This window comes from Lysobacter sp. Root667, assembly GCF_001427715.1.
GTDB lineage: Bacteria > Pseudomonadota > Gammaproteobacteria > Xanthomonadales > Xanthomonadaceae > Lysobacter.
Genome location: NZ_LMHF01000009.1, coordinates 87,752 through 105,897, shown reverse-complemented (window position 1 = coordinate 105,897; position 18,146 = coordinate 87,752). Strand labels below are relative to the sequence as shown.

At 69.0% G+C, this 18,146-nt stretch carries 18 protein-coding genes; 9 read left to right on the top strand and 9 right to left on the bottom strand.

Features of this window, described 5'->3' with window-relative positions; all coding sequences use genetic code 11:
* Positions 1–75: 75 nt before the first annotated feature.
* From ASD78_RS04185 to ASD78_RS04175, 3 genes are all read right to left on the bottom strand, one after another.
* On the bottom strand, positions 76–1,611 hold the full coding sequence (locus ASD78_RS04185) for an oligopeptide:H+ symporter (RefSeq protein WP_055909005.1): 1,536 nt from the start codon (positions 1,609–1,611) through the stop codon (positions 76–78).
* A 354-nt stretch (positions 1,612–1,965) separates the two neighbouring features.
* Positions 1,966–2,382, bottom strand: coding sequence for an NUDIX domain-containing protein (locus ASD78_RS04180; RefSeq protein ID WP_056098600.1), 417 nt, complete (start codon positions 2,380–2,382; stop codon positions 1,966–1,968).
* Positions 2,379–3,254, bottom strand: coding sequence for a tryptophan 2,3-dioxygenase family protein (locus tag ASD78_RS04175; RefSeq protein ID WP_055909012.1), 876 nt, complete (start codon positions 3,252–3,254; stop codon positions 2,379–2,381). Before ASD78_RS04175 ends, ASD78_RS04180 begins: the two co-directional genes overlap by 4 nt.
* A 193-nt stretch (positions 3,255–3,447) precedes the next feature.
* Here ASD78_RS04175 and ASD78_RS04170 point away from each other — a divergent pair, with 193 nt between their 5' ends.
* The 8 genes from ASD78_RS04170 (at position 3,448) to ASD78_RS04135 (ending at position 12,199) form a co-directional block, all read left to right on the top strand.
* Positions 3,448–6,666 (top strand): lamin tail domain-containing protein, encoded by a 3,219-nt coding sequence (locus ASD78_RS04170; protein ID WP_056098598.1) that lies wholly within the window; start codon positions 3,448–3,450, stop codon positions 6,664–6,666.
* Positions 6,667–7,121: 455 nt separating this feature from the next.
* Positions 7,122–8,195 (top strand): pyruvate dehydrogenase (acetyl-transferring) E1 component subunit alpha, encoded by a 1,074-nt coding sequence (gene pdhA, locus ASD78_RS04165; RefSeq protein ID WP_056098595.1) that lies wholly within the window; start codon positions 7,122–7,124, stop codon positions 8,193–8,195.
* On the top strand, positions 8,192–9,223 hold the full coding sequence (locus ASD78_RS04160) for an alpha-ketoacid dehydrogenase subunit beta (protein ID WP_055909021.1): 1,032 nt from the start codon (positions 8,192–8,194) through the stop codon (positions 9,221–9,223). Before pdhA ends, ASD78_RS04160 begins: the two co-directional genes overlap by 4 nt.
* 10 nt (positions 9,224–9,233) lie before the next feature.
* Positions 9,234–9,587 (top strand): SH3 domain-containing protein, encoded by a 354-nt coding sequence (locus tag ASD78_RS04155; RefSeq protein WP_056098593.1) that lies wholly within the window; start codon positions 9,234–9,236, stop codon positions 9,585–9,587.
* Complete coding sequence (locus ASD78_RS04150; protein ID WP_056098591.1) at positions 9,584–9,970, top strand: cupin domain-containing protein; 387 nt, start codon at positions 9,584–9,586, stop codon at positions 9,968–9,970. Before ASD78_RS04155 ends, ASD78_RS04150 begins: the two co-directional genes overlap by 4 nt.
* Before the next feature lie 60 nt (positions 9,971–10,030).
* Positions 10,031–11,386 carry a dihydrolipoamide acetyltransferase family protein gene (locus ASD78_RS04145; RefSeq protein ID WP_056098589.1) on the top strand — a complete coding sequence of 452 codons (1,356 nt, stop codon included), beginning with the start codon at positions 10,031–10,033 and terminating at the stop codon, positions 11,384–11,386.
* A 49-nt stretch (positions 11,387–11,435) separates the two neighbouring features.
* Positions 11,436–11,819: a VOC family protein gene (locus ASD78_RS04140; RefSeq protein ID WP_056098587.1), complete on the top strand. Its 384-nt coding sequence runs from the start codon at positions 11,436–11,438 to the stop codon at positions 11,817–11,819.
* Complete coding sequence (locus ASD78_RS04135) at positions 11,816–12,199, top strand: VOC family protein (RefSeq protein WP_056098585.1); 384 nt, start codon at positions 11,816–11,818, stop codon at positions 12,197–12,199. The genes ASD78_RS04140 and ASD78_RS04135 overlap by 4 nt, the downstream gene beginning before the upstream one ends.
* A gap of 107 nt (positions 12,200–12,306) precedes the next feature.
* Here ASD78_RS04135 and ASD78_RS04130 read toward each other — a convergent pair whose 3' ends face one another.
* The 4 genes from ASD78_RS04130 to ASD78_RS04115 form a co-directional block, all read right to left on the bottom strand.
* Positions 12,307–12,591, bottom strand: coding sequence for a DUF4242 domain-containing protein (locus ASD78_RS04130; protein ID WP_055909042.1), 285 nt, complete (start codon positions 12,589–12,591; stop codon positions 12,307–12,309).
* A 137-nt stretch (positions 12,592–12,728) separates the two neighbouring features.
* A complete protein-coding gene (locus ASD78_RS04125) occupies positions 12,729–13,832 on the bottom strand; it encodes a sensor domain-containing diguanylate cyclase (protein WP_056098584.1) in 1,104 nt (367 codons plus the stop codon).
* 107 nt (positions 13,833–13,939) lie between these two features.
* A complete protein-coding gene (locus ASD78_RS04120; protein WP_056098582.1) occupies positions 13,940–14,902 on the bottom strand; it encodes an MBL fold metallo-hydrolase in 963 nt (320 codons plus the stop codon).
* Positions 14,903–15,039: 137 nt separating this feature from the next.
* On the bottom strand, positions 15,040–16,365 hold the full coding sequence (locus ASD78_RS04115) for a tryptophan--tRNA ligase (protein WP_055909052.1): 1,326 nt from the start codon (positions 16,363–16,365) through the stop codon (positions 15,040–15,042).
* A gap of 177 nt (positions 16,366–16,542) precedes the next feature.
* Between ASD78_RS04115 and ASD78_RS04110 the strand changes: the two genes are divergently transcribed.
* Positions 16,543–17,355, top strand: a complete 813-nt coding sequence (locus ASD78_RS04110) for a hypothetical protein (protein ID WP_056098580.1) — start codon at positions 16,543–16,545, stop codon at positions 17,353–17,355.
* 102 nt (positions 17,356–17,457) lie between these two features.
* Here the strand turns inward: ASD78_RS04110 and ASD78_RS04105 are convergent, their stop codons facing one another.
* Both ASD78_RS04105 and ASD78_RS04100 read right to left on the bottom strand, forming a co-directional pair.
* Positions 17,458–17,658, bottom strand: coding sequence for a CsbD family protein (locus tag ASD78_RS04105; protein WP_055909073.1), 201 nt, complete (start codon positions 17,656–17,658; stop codon positions 17,458–17,460).
* Positions 17,659–17,912: 254 nt separating this feature from the next.
* On the bottom strand, positions 17,913–18,062 hold the full coding sequence (locus tag ASD78_RS04100) for an entericidin A/B family lipoprotein (RefSeq protein ID WP_055909076.1): 150 nt from the start codon (positions 18,060–18,062) through the stop codon (positions 17,913–17,915).
* Positions 18,063–18,146: the final 84 nt, after the last annotated feature.

Genomic DNA, 18,146 nt, shown 5'->3' with positions numbered 1-18,146 from the left:
GACTCCAGATGCAGCGACGCCACGGCCGGGGACTACCGGCCGTGGCGCGCATGGGCTTGCTCTCGGCGGCTGCGCTTACTTGACGCCGTGCATCAACCGGTTGATCAGCGGCGCGATCAGGAACAGCAGCACGCCCGCGCCGGCCAGGATGTAGAAGCCGGTGGTGTAGGCGGTCAGCGCCGAGGCCGTGGTCATGCCGGTCTCGCCGCTGGCCTGGCCGGCGAAGATGCCGGCGAGGTTGTTGCCGATGGAGATCGACAGGAACCAGGCGCCCATGGCGAAACCGGTCAGGCGCGCCGGCGCCAGCTTGGTCACCATCGACAGGCCGATCGGCGACAGGCACAGCTCGCCGATCGACTGGATCCAGTACACCGCGAACAGGGTCCAGAACGGGATCTTGCCGGTGTCCGGCGCGATCAGGTTGACCAGCGCGAACATCAGCAGCAGGAAGGCCAGACCGTTGAAGATCAGGCCCAGGCCGAACTTGCGCGGGATCGACGGATTGGCGCGGCCCATCCGCACCCAGATCCAGGCGATCACCGGCGCCAGGGTGATGATGGCCACCGAGTTCACGCTCTGGAACCACGACACCGGGAATTGCTTGTCGCCGGCCAGCGCCATGAACAGGCTCTCGAAGCCGATGCTGCGATCGACGATCTTCTCGGCCAGGAAGTTGAACGAGCTGCCGGCCTGCTCGAAGAAGCACCAGAAGAACACGTTGAAGGTCAGGATGATCAGCATCGCGATCACCTTGTCGCGCGGGACCTTGCCCTCGCGGATGCCTTCCACCACCAGCATGATGGCCGGCACGATCAGCAGCGCTATCAGAACGTATTGCAGCACCATCGCGTTGATGGTGAGCAGGAAGTAGAACACCGGAATCGCGATCAGCACGGCGCCGGCCAGAACCAGCAGGCTGCGGGTAACGCTGGTCTTGTCGGCCGGCGGCCGGCCGATGCCCTTGAGCTGGGCGCGGCCGAACCAGAACCACACCAGGCTGAACAGCATGCCGACGCCCGATGCGATGAACACCACCTTGTAGGCCGGCATGCCGTTGACGCCGAACACCTTCTGAGCCAGGTACTGGGTCAGCAACGGGGCCAGGAACGCGCCCAGGTTGATGCCCATGTAGAAGATGGTGAAGCCCGAATCGCGGCGCTCGTCGCCCTGCAGATAGAGCTTGCCGACCATGGTCGAGATGATCGGCTTGAACAGGCCGTTGCCGACGATGATCGTGGCCAGGCCGAGCTTGAACATCGCTTCGGTCGGCGAGGCCAGCAGGAACAGGCCGGTCGCCATGATCGTCGCGCCGAGCAGGATCGAGCGCTGGTAGCCGATCAGCTTGTCGGCGATGTAGCCGCCGAAGATCGCCGAGGCGTAGACCAGCGCCAGGTAGGCGCCGTAGAGCTCGTTGGCGGGCTTTTCGAAGCCGGCGTCGCCGCCGTGGAACTGCGCGACGATGTACAGCACCATCGCCCAGCGGATGCCGTAGAACGCGAAGCGCTCCCAGAATTCCGACATGAACAGCATCCACAGGGGCTTGGGATGCCCGAGGACCTGCTTGAATTCCGGAATGGGCACTTCGCCCGGCGTCGTTGCGGCTCCGCTCATGCGGTGTCCCCCGTGTGTCGAAACTGAATGAGATTGCCCTTGCCGGCGGCACGGGATCGGGGAGATTTACCGGCTGTCGCCGGTCCCGTCAAACCTTTGTGAAGGCGCGCGAGTATTGCTGCAGCGCAGCAACACACTCCTGGTGCCACGCGCAAATGCGTGAATAGGCCCCGGTTTTGCCCAATCCCTCCGCTGGGCTTGCCGGTCGGTGGCGGCAAGGGCGCTTGGAGTCGACCGGCGACTAGGGCAACGCCCGCTAACCGGCCTGCCTGAAGCCCGGTTCGGGGAATGCCTGCGAACCCGCCGTTGCGCCGAATGGCTCGTCGAAGCTGCCCACCGAAACTCCCCGGCGAATCAGGCCGGCGCCGCGGCCAGAGCCTCGCCCAGCAGGCGCTCGAACGCGGGATGGGCCGCGCCGAGGCAGCGCACGGCCTCGTCGCGTTCGCACCAGCGCACCTCGTCGTGTTCGTCGGTCTGGCGGTTGTGCGGCTCGCCCTGCCAGGCGGTGACCACGTACAGGTGCAGCCGCCACGGCGCCGGTTGCGCGCCTTCGATGGTCTCCAGGCGCCGCAGGCGGGTCGGGCGGATGCCCACTTCCTCGTCCAGCTCGCGGGTGAGCGCGTCCAGTTCGCTCTCGCCGGCCTCGACGTGGCCGCCGAACACGTCCCAGGCCCCGGCCAGCAGTTCGCGATCGGCGGTGCGCCGGCCCAGCAACACGCGGCCGCCGCGGACCAGGAACGCGCCGACGCACTCGTGCACCCGCGCGCTCACGGCGGGGTCGATGCGCCGCTGGGGCCGATGCTGGTACGCACTTCGAACAGCTCCGGGAAGAAGGTCAGTTCCAGGGCCTGCTTGAGGAAGCCCACGCCGCTGGAACCGCCGGTGCCGCGCTTGAAGCCGATGATGCGCAGCACCGTGCGCATGTGGCGGAAGCGCCACAGCTGGAACTGGGTCTCGACGTCGACCAGGTCCTCGCACAGCGCGTACTCGCGCCAGTACACGTCGGTGTTTTCGTAGATGCGCTCGAACACCGGCTGCAGCGCCGGATCGGCGACATGCGGCTGGCGCCAGTCGCGTTGCAGGTGCGAGGCCGGAATCGCATGGCCGAAGCGAGCGAGGTACATCAGGAATTCGTCGTACAGGCTGGGCGCGGACAGCGCGCGCTCGAGTTCGGCCTGGGCATTGGGGTCGTGCGCGAACACCCGCAGCATGCCCTCGTTCTTGTTGCCCAGCATGAACTCGATGGTGCGGTACTGCAGCGACTGGAAGCCCGACGACGGCCCCAGGGTGTCGCGGAAGCCCATGTATTCCGACGGCGTCAGCGTCTCCAGCACCGACCACTGCTCGGTCAGCTGACGCAGCACCTGCTTGCAGCGCGCGAGCACCTTCTGGCACTGCCAGACCTGATCGTTGCGCAGGTGTTCCAGCGCTGCGCTGAGCTCGTGGATGATCAGCTTCATCCACAGCTCCGAGACCTGGTGCTGGATGATGAACAGCAATTCGTCGTGATGCGGCGGGTCGGCACGGCCGTGCTGCGCCGACAGCAGCCGGTCCAGCTGCAGGTAGCCCGCATAGGTGATCCGTCCCTGCAGATCGGTGTGGATCCCGGTCTCCAGTTCGCGCTGGTTCTTTTCGACGGTCATCGCGGTTCTCGCTTGGGGGCGCAAAGCGTACCGCAGGGCACGCCATCCGGACGGTCAACCCCCATCACCGTATGGTATGCCGTCATGCGCTTGAAATGCCGATTTGTGACGATTGAGGCACAATCTTGCCTGCCCGCGTCAGGGGAGCACTCCTGGGGAATCTTTGGGCGGGCGGTATCCAACGGGGAAAAACATGGACAAGTTCTTAGGCCGCTGCGCGGCCGTGGCTTTGGCATTCCTGATTTCCGGCGGCGCCCAGGCGCAGGTCGTGATCAGTCAGGTCTACGGCGGAGGCGGCAATTCCGGCGCCACGCTGAAAAGCGACTTCATCGAATTGCGCAACAACGGCGCCACGCCGGTCGATCTGAGCGGATGGAGCGTGCAATACGCATCCTCCGCCGGCACCAGCTGGGCACGCACCGCGCTGACCGGCACGATTCCCGCCGGCGGCTACTACCTGATCAAGCAGGCCGACGGCGCCGGCGGCACCGTCGATCTGCCCACGCCCGACGCGACCGGCACGCTGGCGATGGCCGGCACCGCCGGCAAGGTCGCGCTGGTCAACAACAACATCTCGCTGAGCGGCGCCTGCCCGGTCGGCGGCGCCACCGTGATCGACTTCGTCGGTTACGGCACCGCCGCCACCTGCTCGGAAACCGCGCCGACCGCGACGCTGACCAATAGCACCGCGGCGCTGCGCAAGAACGACGGCGCCACCGACACCGGCAACAACAGCGCCGACTTCAGCACCGGTGCGCCGACGCCGCGCAACACCGGTACCGCGCCGCCGGAACCGCCGGAGCCGCCGGTCGCGCTGACCATCGCCCAGATCCAGGGCGACGGCCTGCTGTCGCCGCATGACGACAAGCTCGTGGTCACCGAGGGCATCGTCACCGCGCGCAAGTTCAACAACGGCTTCTTCCTGCAAAGCGCCAACGACGACGGCAACCCGGCCACCTCCGAAGCGGTGTTCGTGTTCACCGGCGCCGCGCCGCCGGCCAGCGCCGCCGTGGGCAACCGCGTGCGCGTGACCGCCAAGGTCGACGAGTTCACCCCGCCGTCCAACCCGAACCAGCTCAGCATCACCGAACTGGTCTCGCCGACGGTGGAGTTGCTGGAAACCGGTGTCGCCGTGCCCGCCGCGGTCGAACTGACCTCGGCCGAGCTCGGCGCCAACGCCACCCCCGGCACGCTCGAACGCCTGGAAGCGATGCGGGTGAGCGTGGCCCAGTCGGTCGCAGTCTCCGGCAGCGACGGCAGCATCGACGAGGACGACGCCAACTCCTTCAGCGACGGCGTGTTCTACGTGCGTCTGCCGGAAGTGGCGGTGCCGTTCCGCGAGCCCGGCATCGGCATCATGGACACGATCCCGATCCCGCCCGGCAAGAACCCGCCGCGCTTCGATACCAACCCCGAGCGCCTGATGGTGCGCAGCCGCGGCCAGATCGGCGCCCTGCCGCTGTCGGTCGACGGCCAGGCCGCCATCTCCGGCCTGGTGGGCGTGCTCGACTACTTCGCCGGCACCTGGGCGCTGCTGCCCGACACCGCGACCCCGCCGACTTCCGCCGGCGGCAAGCAGCCCGAAGCGGTGGCCGACGCCGGTTACGAAGACATCACCATCGGCGGCTTCAACCTGCTGCGCTTCTTCGACGAAATCGCCGAGAGCAACGGCGCGCCGACCCTGAAGCCCGAAGCGGTGGAGAAGCGCCTGGGCAAGACCTCGGCCGCGATCTGCCAGTACCTGAAGACGCCGGACATCCTCGGCGTGGTCGAAGTCGAGAACGTCAGCATCCTCGGCCGCCTCGCCGACCGCATCAACGCCAACTGCCCCAGCGCTCCGGGCTACGTGCCCTACCTGGTGTCGGGCAACGATCCGGGCGGCATCAACGTCGGCTTCCTGGTCGCCGCGCGCGACAACGGCGCCGGCCAGCCGCGCGTCGAGGTCGTCGAAGTGGTGCAGTACGGCAAGGACGCGACCTTCGCCAACCCCAACGGCAGCACCGCCCTGCTCAACGACCGCCCGCCGCTGCTGCTGCGCGCGATCGTGCACCAGGACAACGGCGCGTCCTACCCGATCACGGTGATCGCCAACCATCTGCGCTCGCTCAACGGCATCGACGATGTCGCCTCCGGCGGCAACGGCTGGTCCAGCGAGGGCGCGCGCGTGCGCGCCAAGCGCGGTGCGCAGGCGGCCTACCTGGCCGGCCTGATCGAGCAGCTGCAGCAGACCAACCCGAACGAGAAGATCGTGCTGGTCGGCGACTTCAACGCGTTCGAGTTCAACGACGGCTACACCGACGTCCTGGGCATCATCAAGGGCGAGGAAGCCGCCGAAGACCAGGTCCTGACCTACGTCGACAGCCCGCTGACATCGATCTTCGTCGACGGCTCGCAGCTGATCGCCGATCCGGCCCAGCGCTACTCGTACGTGTTCGAAGGCAACGCGCAGACCCTGGACCACGTGCTGGTCAACGAAGCGCTGGTGATGGACAACGTCGGCCTGTCGGTCGACCACGCCCGCATCAACGCCGACTTCGGCGTGTTCCGCTTCGGCGACGCCGGCCAGCCGCTGCGCGTGTCCGACCACGACCCGGTGCGCCTGGTCCTGAGCGTGCCCGGCTTCCGCAGCGCCGATCTGGCGGTGACCGCCGCCGCCAGCCCGGCCAGCGTCCGCGCCGGCCAGACCGCGACCTACACCGCCAGCGTGTTCAACGCCGGTCCGAACGCCGCCGACGCCGCCGCCGTGGCCTTCGTGTTCGACGCCCTGGTGGCGCCGGTCGCGACCGCACCGGCCGGCTGGACCTGCGCCGCGCCGGTGCAGGATGCGACCACCACCACCGTCACCTGCACCACCGCCAGCCTGGCTTCGCAGGCTTCGGCCTCGTTCTCGCTGAACGTGGTCGTCCCGGCCCTGCCCAGCGGCACCCCGCTGCGCGTGGCGGTGGCGGCGCAGTCGCAGACCCGGGATCCGGCCAACGGCGACAACCAGGCTTCGGCCGAGGTCGTCGTCACCACCCTGGCCGACCTGTCGGTGAAGATCGCCGGCGGCGCGCTGCCGGTGCGCAAGGGCGCGATCGCGACCTTCCTGGTCCCGGTGAGCAACGCCGGTCCGGACGCCGCGGCCCAGCCCAAGCTGATTCTGACCGGCAACGTCTCGGTCTCGGCCGCGGCGGTCGCCGCTCCGGCCGGCTGGACCTGCGCCCGCACCTCGGTGCCGACCGGTTTCCGCGCCGAGTGCAGCCGCAACGGCAGCATGAGCCGCGGCACCCAGTGGTTCGCGCTGGCGGTGGTCGTGCCGGAACGCCCGGCCGTGGGCAGCGCCCTGGAGTTCGGTGCCAACATCGGCGCCGACACCCCGGACCCGGTCCCCGGCAACAACAGCGACACGATCAGCGTGCAGATCCGCCGTTGACCCGCAATACCGGTTGGACCGAAAGGGCGCGGCGCAAGCCGCGCCCTTTTCGTTTGCGCGGATCGCCTCTTCGCTTTGGGGTAGGAGCGGCGTGAGCCGCGACTGCGGCAATACGACTACGACGACACCATCGCCAGCATGCGCGGTTCCGGGTCGCGGCTCACGCCGCTCCTACCCCGAAGCACCGCGGCTCCATACGCCTGCGTCCGCCGCCCGCCTAGCCCTTTCCGCACTTTTTTGCATGCCGCAGCGCGCAACGGCGCTTAACACGCCTTTGGGTATCATCTGGCACACCACGCAACGGCCGCCGCTAGGGCCGCTGCGGCAGCGCCAGGTCCGCAGCGAGCCGCACACCGCCGCCTCGGACCCAGCCAGTCTGAACGGTCTGCGCGCCGGCACTGGATCCGGGCGGGACGGTTCGGGCCTCCCCCATCCTTAAGTCAGGACTGCCCGCGATGACCGTCGCCGCGACGTTCGAAATCGAATACCTGCAATACCTCGGCATCGACGGCAAGCCCGTCGCCGAGCTGCCGCCCGCGTTCCGCGACGCCAGCAAGCTGCTGCCGCTGTTCAAGCAGATGCTGTTCGTGCGCGTGTTCGACACCAAGGCGATCGCCCTGCAACGCACCGGCAAGCTCGGCACCTACGCCGCCTGCCTGGGCCACGAGGCCACCCACGTCGGCATCGGCGCCTCGATGCTGCCCGACGACGTGTTCGCGCCGAGCTATCGCGAGTACGGCGCGCAGTTCATGCGCGGCGTGCTGCCGCGCGAGGTGCTGCTGTACTGGGGCGGCGACGAGCGCGGCAACGACTTCTCCGGCCCCAGGAAAGACTTCTCCTGGTGCGTGCCGATCTCGACTCAGTGCCTGCACGCCGCCGGCGCCGCGCTCGCGTTCAAGCTGCGCAAGGAAAACAACCTGGCCGTGGCCTGCTGCGGCGACGGCGGTTCGTCCAAGACCGACTTCTACGCCGCGCTGAATTCGGCCGGTGCCTACCAGCTGCCGCTAATCCTGTGCGTGATCAACAACGGCTGGGCGATCTCGGTGCCGCGTTCGGCCCAGACCGGCGCCAAGACCCTGGCCCAGAAGGGCATCGCCGGCGGCCTGCACTGCCTGCAGGTCGACGGCAACGACCTGATCGCGGTGATGGAAGGCATGCGCCGCGCCGCCGAGCGCGCGCGCAACGGCGAAGGCGGCAGCGTGATCGAGTTCATGACCTACCGCCTGCACGACCACACCACCGCCGACGACGCCCGCCGTTACCGCGGCGAAGCCGAAGTCAAAGAGGCCTGGACCCGCGACCCGGTGCCGCGCCTGCGCGCCTACCTGACCGCGCAAGGCCTGTGGAGCGAGGACGAAGAGAAGGCCTGGGCCGAGGAATGCGGCAGGAAGGTCGACGTCGAGATCAACGCCTATCTGGAAACCCCGGTGCAGCCGGTCGAGGCGATGTTCGACTACCTGTACGCCGATCCGCCGCCGGATCTGCTCGCGCAACGTGCGGCCGCGCTGGCCCTGGAGGGTCGCCGATGAACGTCGATACCAAAGTGAAGGTCGAGACCGCCGACGCCGTGGCCGCACCGGTCGCGATCACCCTGATCGAAGCCATCACCCAGGCCCTGGCCTACGAAATGCGCGCCGACGACACCGTGCTGGTGCTGGGCGAGGACGTGGGCGTCAACGGCGGCGTGTTCCGCGCCACCGCCGGCTTGCAGCAGCAGTTCGGTTCCGAGCGCGTGCTCGACACGCCGCTGGACGAAACCACCATCGCCGGCCTCACCGTCGGCCTGGCCGCGCAAGGCATGAAGCCGGTCGCCGAGTCGCAGTTCGACGGCTTCGTCTACCCGATGGTCGACCACATCATCTGCCATGCCGCGCGCTTCCGTTACCGCACCCGCGGCCGTCTGCATTGCCCGATGGTGCTGCGCGTGCCGTGGGGCGGCGGCATCCGCGCGCCGGAACACCACAGCGAAGCCAACGAATCCATCTTCACCAACGTGCCCGGCCTGCGCGTGGTCATGCCGTCCTCGCCGGCGCGCGCCTACGGCCTGTTGCTGGCCGCGATCCGCGACCCGGATCCGGTGATCTTCATGGAGCCCAAGCGCATCTACCGCCAGTACAAGGAAGTGGTCGCCGACGACGGCGAAGCGCTGCCGCTGGACGTGTGCTACGTGCTGCGCGACGGCAGCGACGTGACCCTGGTCAGCTGGGGCGCGCAGGTCAAGGAAGCGCTGGAAGCCGCCGACAAGCTCGCCGCCGAGGGCATCAGCGCCGAAGTCGTCGACGTCGCCACGCTGCGTCCGCTGGACTTCGCCACCATCGCCGAATCGGTGAGCAAGACCGGTCGCTGCGTGATCGTGCACGAGGCGCCCAAGACCGCCGGCTTCGGCGCCGAGATCGCCGCGCGCCTGGCCGAGGAGTCGATGTACGACCTGCTCGCGCCGGTCGAACGCGTCACCGGCTACGACACCCACATCCCGCTGTTCCGCCTGGAAATGAAGTACCTGCCCAGCGTGGAACGCATCGTCGCCGCGGCCAAGCGCGCGCTGGCGGCGGGCTGAGCCGCGGGCGATGCGCCGCGCCCGCGTCGTCGTCGGCCACCGCGTGCCGGATCGGTCGCCGATCCGGATCGAGCGCGGCCAGCGCGTGACCCTGGGCGACCGCGACCGCGACTGGCCGCAGTTCGTCTGGACCGTGCTGGCCGAAGGCCACGGCGGCTGGGTACCGGCGGCCTTGTTCGACAGCGAGCACGGCCCCGCCACCGCCCTCAGCGACTACGACACCCGCGAACTGGCCGCCGCCGCCGACGAAGTGCTGACCCTGCACTACGAGCTCGCGCAATGGTGGTGGGCCGAGAATGCGCGCGGCGAGCAGGGCTGGATCCCGGCGCGCGCCCTGGAGTACATCGACGAGCCCTCGCCATGACCGAATCCGAACCCGCAGCCACCCACGACGCGATCAACCTGGCCGACAAGCTCGCCCGCTTCAGCGAGCACTGGTCGCCGCGGGTGATCGCCGAGATGAACGACTACCAGTTCAAGCTGGTCAAGCTGCAGGGCGAATTCGTCTGGCACACGCACGAGCACACCGACGAGGTGTTCATGGTTGTGCATGGGCGCATGCAGATCGGCTTCCGCGATCGCGACGTGGATTTGGGCGAAGGCGAGATGTACGTGGTCCCGCGCGGCGTCGAGCACATCACCCGCGCCGAGCGCGAGTGCCATGCCCTGATCATCGAGCCGCGCGGCGTGGTCAACACCGGCCAGGCCGGCGGCGAGCTGACCGCGCAGAACGACGTGTGGGTCTGAACCTTATCTACCGCCGGCCCGGGCCGGCGGCGACCGCATAACCAACGAGACGATCGAACCATGACCGACACGAAAACCTTCCTGCTCCCCGACCTCGGCGAAGGCCTGCCCGACGCGACCATCGTCGAATGGGCGGTGAAGGTCGGCGATACGATCCGCCTCGACGACACCCTGGTGTCGATGGAAACCGCCAAGGCCGTGGTCGAGGTGCCTTCGCCGGTCTCGGGCAAGGTGCTCAAGCTGGCCGGCGCCGCCGGCGATATCGTCGTCACCGGTACCATGCTGGCCGAATTCGAACTCGATCCGAGCCAGCCGCAGCGCGCCGACGGCCAGGACACCGGCCATCACCACGGCGGCGGTCACGCCGCGCCGGCCGCGCCCGCGCCGCAGGCCGAGGCCGCTCCGGCCAAGGCCGCCGAGGGCGAACGCGCCGACAGCGGTACCGTAGTCGGGGCGATGCAGTCCTCCGACGCGGTGCGCAGCGAGCAGGCGGTCGCGGTCGGCGGGGTCAAGGCCATGCCGGCGGTACGCGCACTGGCGCGCAAGCTCGGCGTCGACCTGGCGCGTGTGCGCGCGACCGGCGCCGAGGGCGTGGTCACCAGCGACGACGTCAAGCGCGCCGCCGCCGACGGCAGCGCGGCCGCAGGTGCCGCACCGGCAGCGCGCGCCGCAGATCGCGCCGCGGCCGCCGCACCCGCACCGGTCGCAGCGCCCGCACGCAGCGCGCTGTCGGCCAGCGGCCGGCCGATGCGCACCCAGCCGCCGGGCGTCAGCGTCAGCGGTCAGCCGGAACAGCTCAAGGGCGTGCGCCGCAACATGGCGCGGGTGATGGCCGACGCCCACGCCAAGGTCGTGCCGACCACGCTCAGCGACGACGCCGACATCCACGCCTGGGCGCCGGGCAACGACATCACCGGCCGCCTGGTGCGCGCCATCGTGACCGCCTGCAAGACCGTGCCCGCCCTCAACGCCTGGTTCGACGGCGACAAGCTCACCCGCACCCTGCATCCGCACGTCGACATCGGCATCGCGGTGGACACCGACGACGGCCTGTTCGTGCCGGCGCTGCGCAACGCCGACGTGCTCGACGCCCGCGGCGTGCGCGAAGCGGTCAACCGCCTGCGCGCGCAGGTCGAGGACCGCAGCATTCCGGCCTCGGAACTCAGCGGCTACACGATCTCGCTGTCCAACTTCGGCATGTTCGCCGGCCGCTACGCGACCCCGGTGATCGTGCCGCCGACCGTGGCCATCGTCGCCGCAGGCAAGGGCCGTCACCAGATGACCCCGGTGATGGGCGGCTTCGAATCGCACAAGGTGATTCCGCTGTCGCTGACCTTCGACCACCGCGCCTGCACGGGCGGCGAAGCCGCGCGTTTCCTCAAGGCGATGCTGGACGATCTGGCGCGCCCGGCTTGATCGCATCGGCGCGAGCACCGGCCACGCACGCGCGCGAGCACGGCGCGTCGTGAGCCTGCTCGCGCTGACGCCGATGCTGCGCACGCCCGACCTGCCCGCATCGATCGCGTTCTACACCGACGTCCTGGGCTTCCAACGCCAGGGCGGCGCCGCCGCCGAGGGCTGGGCCGCGCTCGCGCGCGACGGCATCGAACTGATGCTCAGCGGCCTCAACGCGCACGAAGGCGATACCGCGCCCGCGTTCACCGGCTCGCTCTACCTGCGTACCGACGATGTCGACGGCTGGTGGCGCAGGCTCCAGGACACCGCGCGCGTGTGTTATCCGATCGAGGTCTTCGGCTACGGCATGCGCGAGTTCGCCGTCTACGACAACAACGGCTACCTGCTCCAGTTCGGGCAGCCGATCGCCGCCCACGACGAGGCCACTCCATGACCCACCGCAGCCGCCTGGCCGGTTTCATCATCGATTGCGAGACCGGCGACGTCGACCGCGCCGCCGGCTTCTGGAGCAATGCGCTCGGCCTGCCGCTGGGCGAGGCCTACGACGACGACGGCGCCAGCTACGTCGAGCTGCGCAACGCACCGGGCGAGTTGCAGGTGGAAGTGCAGAAGGTGAACCACGCCTCGCGCGTGCACCTGGACATCGAGTCCGACGACATCGATGCCGAGGCCGCGCGCCTGGAACGCCTCGGCGCGAAGAAGATCAAGTTCGTCAAACGTTGGTGGGTGATGGAAGCGCCGACCGGCCACCGCTTCTGCGTGGTGCGCATGAAGCACCCCGAACGCGGCGCCCCGCCCAAGGTCTGGGACTGATCGCATCGGCCGCACCCGCCCCGCCGGCGCGCGCCGGCAGCGAGCCTGGATCGCGCCGCTTCAACCACGGCACCTTCAAACCACAGCGTTTGCAAACCGCAGCGCGTTCAAGCCGCAGCGCTCTCCGCCGTGGTCGGACCGATCACGTTTTTCACCTGCGCCACGCGCGTGACCGGAAAACCGCCGAGTTCGCCATGGCGGCGGATGCTGGCCTCGTCGGGCGCGATGTAGACGCAGTAGATCTTGTCGTCGGTCACGAACGACTCCTGCCACTGCACTTTCGGCCCCAGGCCATCCAGCACCTCGCAGGATTTACGCGCGATCGCTTGCAGCTCGGCGCCGCTGAGCGCGCCGGCGCCGACCAGGTCGCGTTCGATGATGTATCTGGGCATGACACGCCCTCGGAGAAGCGCGTGCTCGACGTCCCTTGTCCGGCTACGCGGACTGCGATCGCGGCCCGGCTCCGCCTGCCGCCGCCTGCGCCTGTGCGCAAACGCAGTCTGCTCCTGCCCCCGCGGGCCGGCAAGCGCTATTCGCGCTGCGGGGTGTCGTCGGCGACCACGCGGTCGCGACCCAGGTTCTTGGCCCGGTACAGGGCCTGATCGGCGCGATCGAACACGCGCTCGGGCGTGTCGCGGCCGGGCTCGCCCGCGGCCAGGCCCACCGACACCGACAGCGCGAACGGCAGCGACGAGCGCGCCACCCGTTCGCGGATGCGCTCGGCGATTTCGAAGGACTGCGCCAGGCGCGTGTCCGGCAGCACGATCAGGAACTCCTCGCCGCCGTAGCGCACGGCGATGTCGCCTTGGCGCACCGAGGACGCGACCGCGTCGGCCACCGCGCGCAGGGCGCGATCGCCGAGCAGATGGCCGTAACGGTCGTTGACCAGCTTGAAGTGATCGACGTCGAGCAGCAGCAAGGCATAGGGCGCGCTTTCCAGGCGGCGTATCGCCTGCGGACTTTCGCGCAGCTGCGCCAGCGCCGCGCGATTGAGCAAGCCGGTCAGCGCGTCGTGGCTGGCGCTGTACTGCAGCTCGTCGTGGCGACGCTGCAGGTCGGCCTGCGCGTCCTCGAGCCGGCGCGCGAAGGCTTCGCGTTCGTTGAGCAGGCGCCGCTGCTCCAGCGCGTAACGGCGCAGTTCGAGCAGGTGCTGGGTCTGGCGCGCCAGCACTTCCAGGCCGTCGCGCTGGGCCGGACGCAATTCGCGCGGCTGGCTGTCGAGCACACAGATCGTACCCAGCGCGTGGCCGTCGGGGCTCATCAGCGGTACGCCGGCGTAGAAGCGCAGCGGACGGCCTTCGATGCTGACCACGCGGGTGCTGAAGCGCGGATCGTCGGCGACGTCGCGCACGACCAAGGTCTGGCCCGGGGTGCGGATCGCGTGATCGCAGATCGCCAACGCGCGCGGCGTCTGCGACTGGTCCAGTCCGACCCGCGCCTTGAACCACTGGCGGTCGCGATCGATCAACGAGATAGCCGCCGCCGGCGCGTCGCACAGCGTCGCCGCCAGGCGCACGAGATCGTCGTAAGCCTGTTCGGAAACGGTGTCTACCACCGCGTAGGCGTCGAGCGCGTCCTGGCGCTGAGCCTCGTCGGCGGGCGCCGGAACGGCGCGTAGGCGGGCAAGGGACATGGGGGGTACCGGGGAGACCCTTGCAGGCTACCGTCCCGGGAAACGCCGTCTTGTGACCGCCCTCACAGCTGCCGGGCCGGTAATACCCCGGTTAAGCCAGGAGTCGTTCAGGCAACTGAACCCGCGCCCGATCGAGTCAATCGGGGCGCCGACGCCCGGTCCAGCCAGACCTCCAGACCCTGGGCATTGAGTTCGATGTCGACCGCCAGCAACGCCCGTACCTGCCCGGCGTCCATCGCGCTGCCATGTGCGGCCGCGCGCGCGACGTACAGCTCGCCCAGCGAGGCGACCAGGCGCGCGTGGCGGTCGGCGTGGCCGTCGGCCGCGCGCGCCAGCGCAACCATCGCATCGATCTGCGCCAACAGATCGTCGGCGAGCCGGGCGACGTCGCCGACCGGGCCGTAGTGGGTGAGCCGCATGGTCTGCGGTTCGCGCGCGAGCAGCTTGCGGATCGAAGCCTGCAGCGCTTCGGGTTCGAACTGCACCGGCGTGCTGGTCGGAATCGCCAACGCACCGCGCGCGCTGTCGAACTCGCGATAGGACAGGCCGAAGGTATCGCCGGTGAACCAGCTGCGGCTGCGCTCGTCCCACAGGCACAGGTGATGGCGGGCGTGCCCGGGCGTGTCCACGCACAGCAGCGGGCGACCGGCCAGATCGATGACATGACCGTCGCCGGCCACGACGACACGCTCGGCCGCGACCGGCAGGATCTCGCCGTAGCTGCGCGCGATTTCCTCGGCGCCGTAGACCGCGGTGGCGCCGGCGACCAGACGCGAAGGATCGATCATGTGCGGCGCGCCACGCGGATGCACGGCCAGGCGCGCGTTCGGCAGCCGCCGCATCAGCGCACCGGCGCCGCCGGCATGGTCGAGATGGACGTGGGTCAGGATCAGCCAGTCGACGTCCTCGGGCGCCAGCCCCTGCGCCGCCAGCGCGGCGAGCAGCGCCGGCACCGAATGCTGGGTGCCGCAATCGACGAAGGCACCGCGGCCCTGCTCGACGATCAGATAGGCGGCATCGAAGGCCGGGCGATGGAAGCCGGTGTCGATGGTGACGATGCCGTCGGTCATGGGCGCGGGTCCGCTAGCGGTGGAGCGTCCAGTCTAGGCCGCCCACCCGCGATTGGCGACGACGCCGGCGCGTCGCACGCGCTCGCGCATGCACGGCCTCAGCCCTTTCCCGCCTGCGGGAGAGTGCCGAATACGCCTCAGCCTTCCTCGACCGCGAACTGCGCCAACGCCTCGATCACCTCGGCCAACTCCACGCCTTCGTGCAGGTGCCCGATCAAGTCCTCGCCCGCATGCACCGCCGCGGCTTCAGCGCCATGCAAGGCAGCGCCGCCTTCCTGCTTGAGACGTCCGATCAACTGGCCGGCGGTGCGCGCCGACTCGTGCCCGACGCTCTGCAGCAGTACGCGGTCGCCATCGACCAGCTTGAAGTAGAACTTGCCGTCGCTCTCGCGGTACTGCTTGAAGGTCGGCGCCGTGCTCTTGGCGGTCTTCTTGGCCGCGCCCGCGACCACCTGCGACAGATCGCGCAAGCCGACCGCCGCACGCAGGGTCTGCATGAACGGCACGCCGTGGGTCGCGCGCACGCGCTGCGCGCCGTCGCGCAGGATGGCCTCGATCTCGGCCGGCTTGGCGATCAGCGCCTCGTACTTCTCGCGCAGCGGCGCGACTTCGGCGTCGATGCGTTCGAACAGCGCCTGCTTGGCCTCGCCCCAGGCGATGCCGTCGGCGAACGCCGCGCGCATCCGCTCGGTCTCGGCGCCGCTGGCGAAGGCCTGGTACAGCTGGAACACGTTGGACGCGTCGGCGTCCTTGGGCTCGCCGGGCGCGCGCGAATCGGTGACGATGGAATAGATCAGCTTCTTCAGCGTCTCGCGCGGCGCGAACAGCGGAATGGTGTTGTCGTAGCTCTTGCTCATCTTGCGGCCGTCCAGACCCGGCAAGGTCGCCACGTGCTCCTCGATCGCCGCTTCCGGCAGCACGAAATGCTCGCCGTACAGATGATTGAAGCGCTGGGCGAAGTCGCGCGCCATCTCGATGTGCTGAACCTGGTCGCGGCCCACCGGTACCTTGTGCGCGTTGAACACCAGGATGTCGGCGGCCATCAGCACCGGGTACATGAACAAGCCGGCGTTGATCGCGGCGTCGTCGTCCTCGCCTTCGGCGCGGTTGCGGTCGACCGCGGCCTTGTAGGCGTGGGCGCGGTTGAGAATGCCCTTGCCGGCGACGCAGGTCAGGAACCAGGCCAGTTCGGGGATCTCGACGATCTCGCTCTGGCGATAGAACCAGACCTTGTCCGGCTCCAGCCCGCAGGCCAGCCAGGACGCGGCGATCTCCAGCGTCGAGCGCTGCACCCGTTCGGGTTCCTGCACCTTGATCAGCGCGTGCAGGTCGGCGAGGAAATAGAAGCTTTCCACGCCCGGCGTGCGACTGGCGGCCACCGCCGGCCGGATCGCGCCGACGTAGTTTCCGAGATGGGGGGTGCCGGACGTGGTGATGCCGGTCAGGACGCGGGTCGGGGTCATTGCGGGCCAGGATGGAGCATGGCCGCCCAGTTTACCCGCTGAATTCGGCCACTGCGGCCGGCCAGGCCGGGGCCGCGAACCTGAGCGGCCGCCAACGCGCCAGCCGCGTGTGCCGCCGCTTAACCCCACGCCCGGCGCCGGCGCGTTCGCAGCAGTGCCCACACCGGAGAACCCGCTATGTTCCGCTCCCTCGTCTTGCTGGTCGGCGCCCTGATCGCCACCGCCTGCGCGCCGCTGTCCGCGCGCCCCCTGGTCGACGTGTCCGTGATCGATCGCGACTCGGGCGACTGGCTGCCCGCCTACCCGCACCGCGGCCAGCAGTGGATCGCCGGCGCTCCCGGCCACCGCTACGCCGTGCGCCTGACCAACACCAGCGATCAGCGCGTGCTGGTGGTGCTGTCGATCGACGGCGTCAACGCCGTGACCGGCCAGGACGCGCATCCCTCGCAGGCCGGCTATGTGCTGGAGCCCTGGCAGAGCACCGAGATCAACGGCTGGCGCAAGTCGCTGGAGGACGTCGCCCAGTTCGTGTTCACCGACCTGCCCGACAGCTACGCCGCGCGCACCGGTCGGCCCGACAACGTCGGCGTGATCGGAGTAGCGGTGTTCCAGGAAGCGCGTCCGGTCTACCGCTACGACTACCCGGCGCCGATCGCACGCGGCGAGCGCGAACTCGAGCGCCGCCAGCGCGCCGGCAACGACGGCGCCGCCAAGTCTTCCGCACCGGCTGCGGCCGAAGCGGTCAGCGACGCGATGGCCACGCAATCGATCGGCACCGGTCACGGCATGCGCGAATGGTCGCCGGTATCGCAGACCGGTTTCGTGCGCGCCTCGCGCTCGCCGTCCCAGGTCAGCCAGTTGCGCTACGACGATTACGACACCCTGGTCGCGCGTGGCGTGCTGCCTCGCTATCCGCGTTATCCGGGCTACCGCAACGACGAACCGCGCGCGTTCCCGAGCGGCTTCGTCGCCGACCCGCCGCGCTGGTGAACGCAAACGAATGGGCCGGGTTCGCACCCGGCCCATTCATCGGTGGTCCTGCCGCCTGCGCGCCGTGATCGGCGCTACAGCCGGCTTAGTCGGTCGAGATCGTCAGTTCAAGGTCTTCTCGAAGTCGCGCACTTCCTTCTCGGCGCGATCGCGCTCCCAGCCGTAACGCTCCTGCAGCTTGCCGGCGAGGTATTTGGAATCGCCCTGCGCCACGTCGAATACGTCATCGGTGAGATCGCCCCACTTAGCCTGGGCCTGGCCCTTCAGCTGAGTCCACTTGCCCGCGATGATGTCTTTGTTCATGAGTCAGTCCTCGATCTCGTTTTGGGGGTGACGATGCCTGTTGTCGGCATCGTTTGCGCAGCATCGCAAGAACGACATTCGCGCAAGGTCGCGATTGCGTTATGCGTGCCTTGATGTCGGTGAACGCGATGAACGCTTCAGCCGCCCGAGCGCGGCCCCAGATGAATGCGCGCACGAAACGGCGCGAACAGAAAGAAAAAAAGAGAAAGGCCGGATCGCTCCGGCCTTTCCGATTCGCGAAAACCGCGGCGCGATTACTTGCCGTCGCGCACTTCCTCGGCCTTTTGCTCGACCTTTTCGCCGGCTTTCTGCACGTCCTTGCCGGCGCCGGCAACGGTGTTGCAGGCGGTCAGGATGCCCATCGAAAACAGGGCGAGCAGCAACAGGGCAGTCAGACGCTTCATTGAATTCTCCTTGGTCGGTAGAACCGGTCGGCAACCCGTTCGGACGCGTTGTCCAGCGGCGCGACCTTGATGAAATGAGACTTG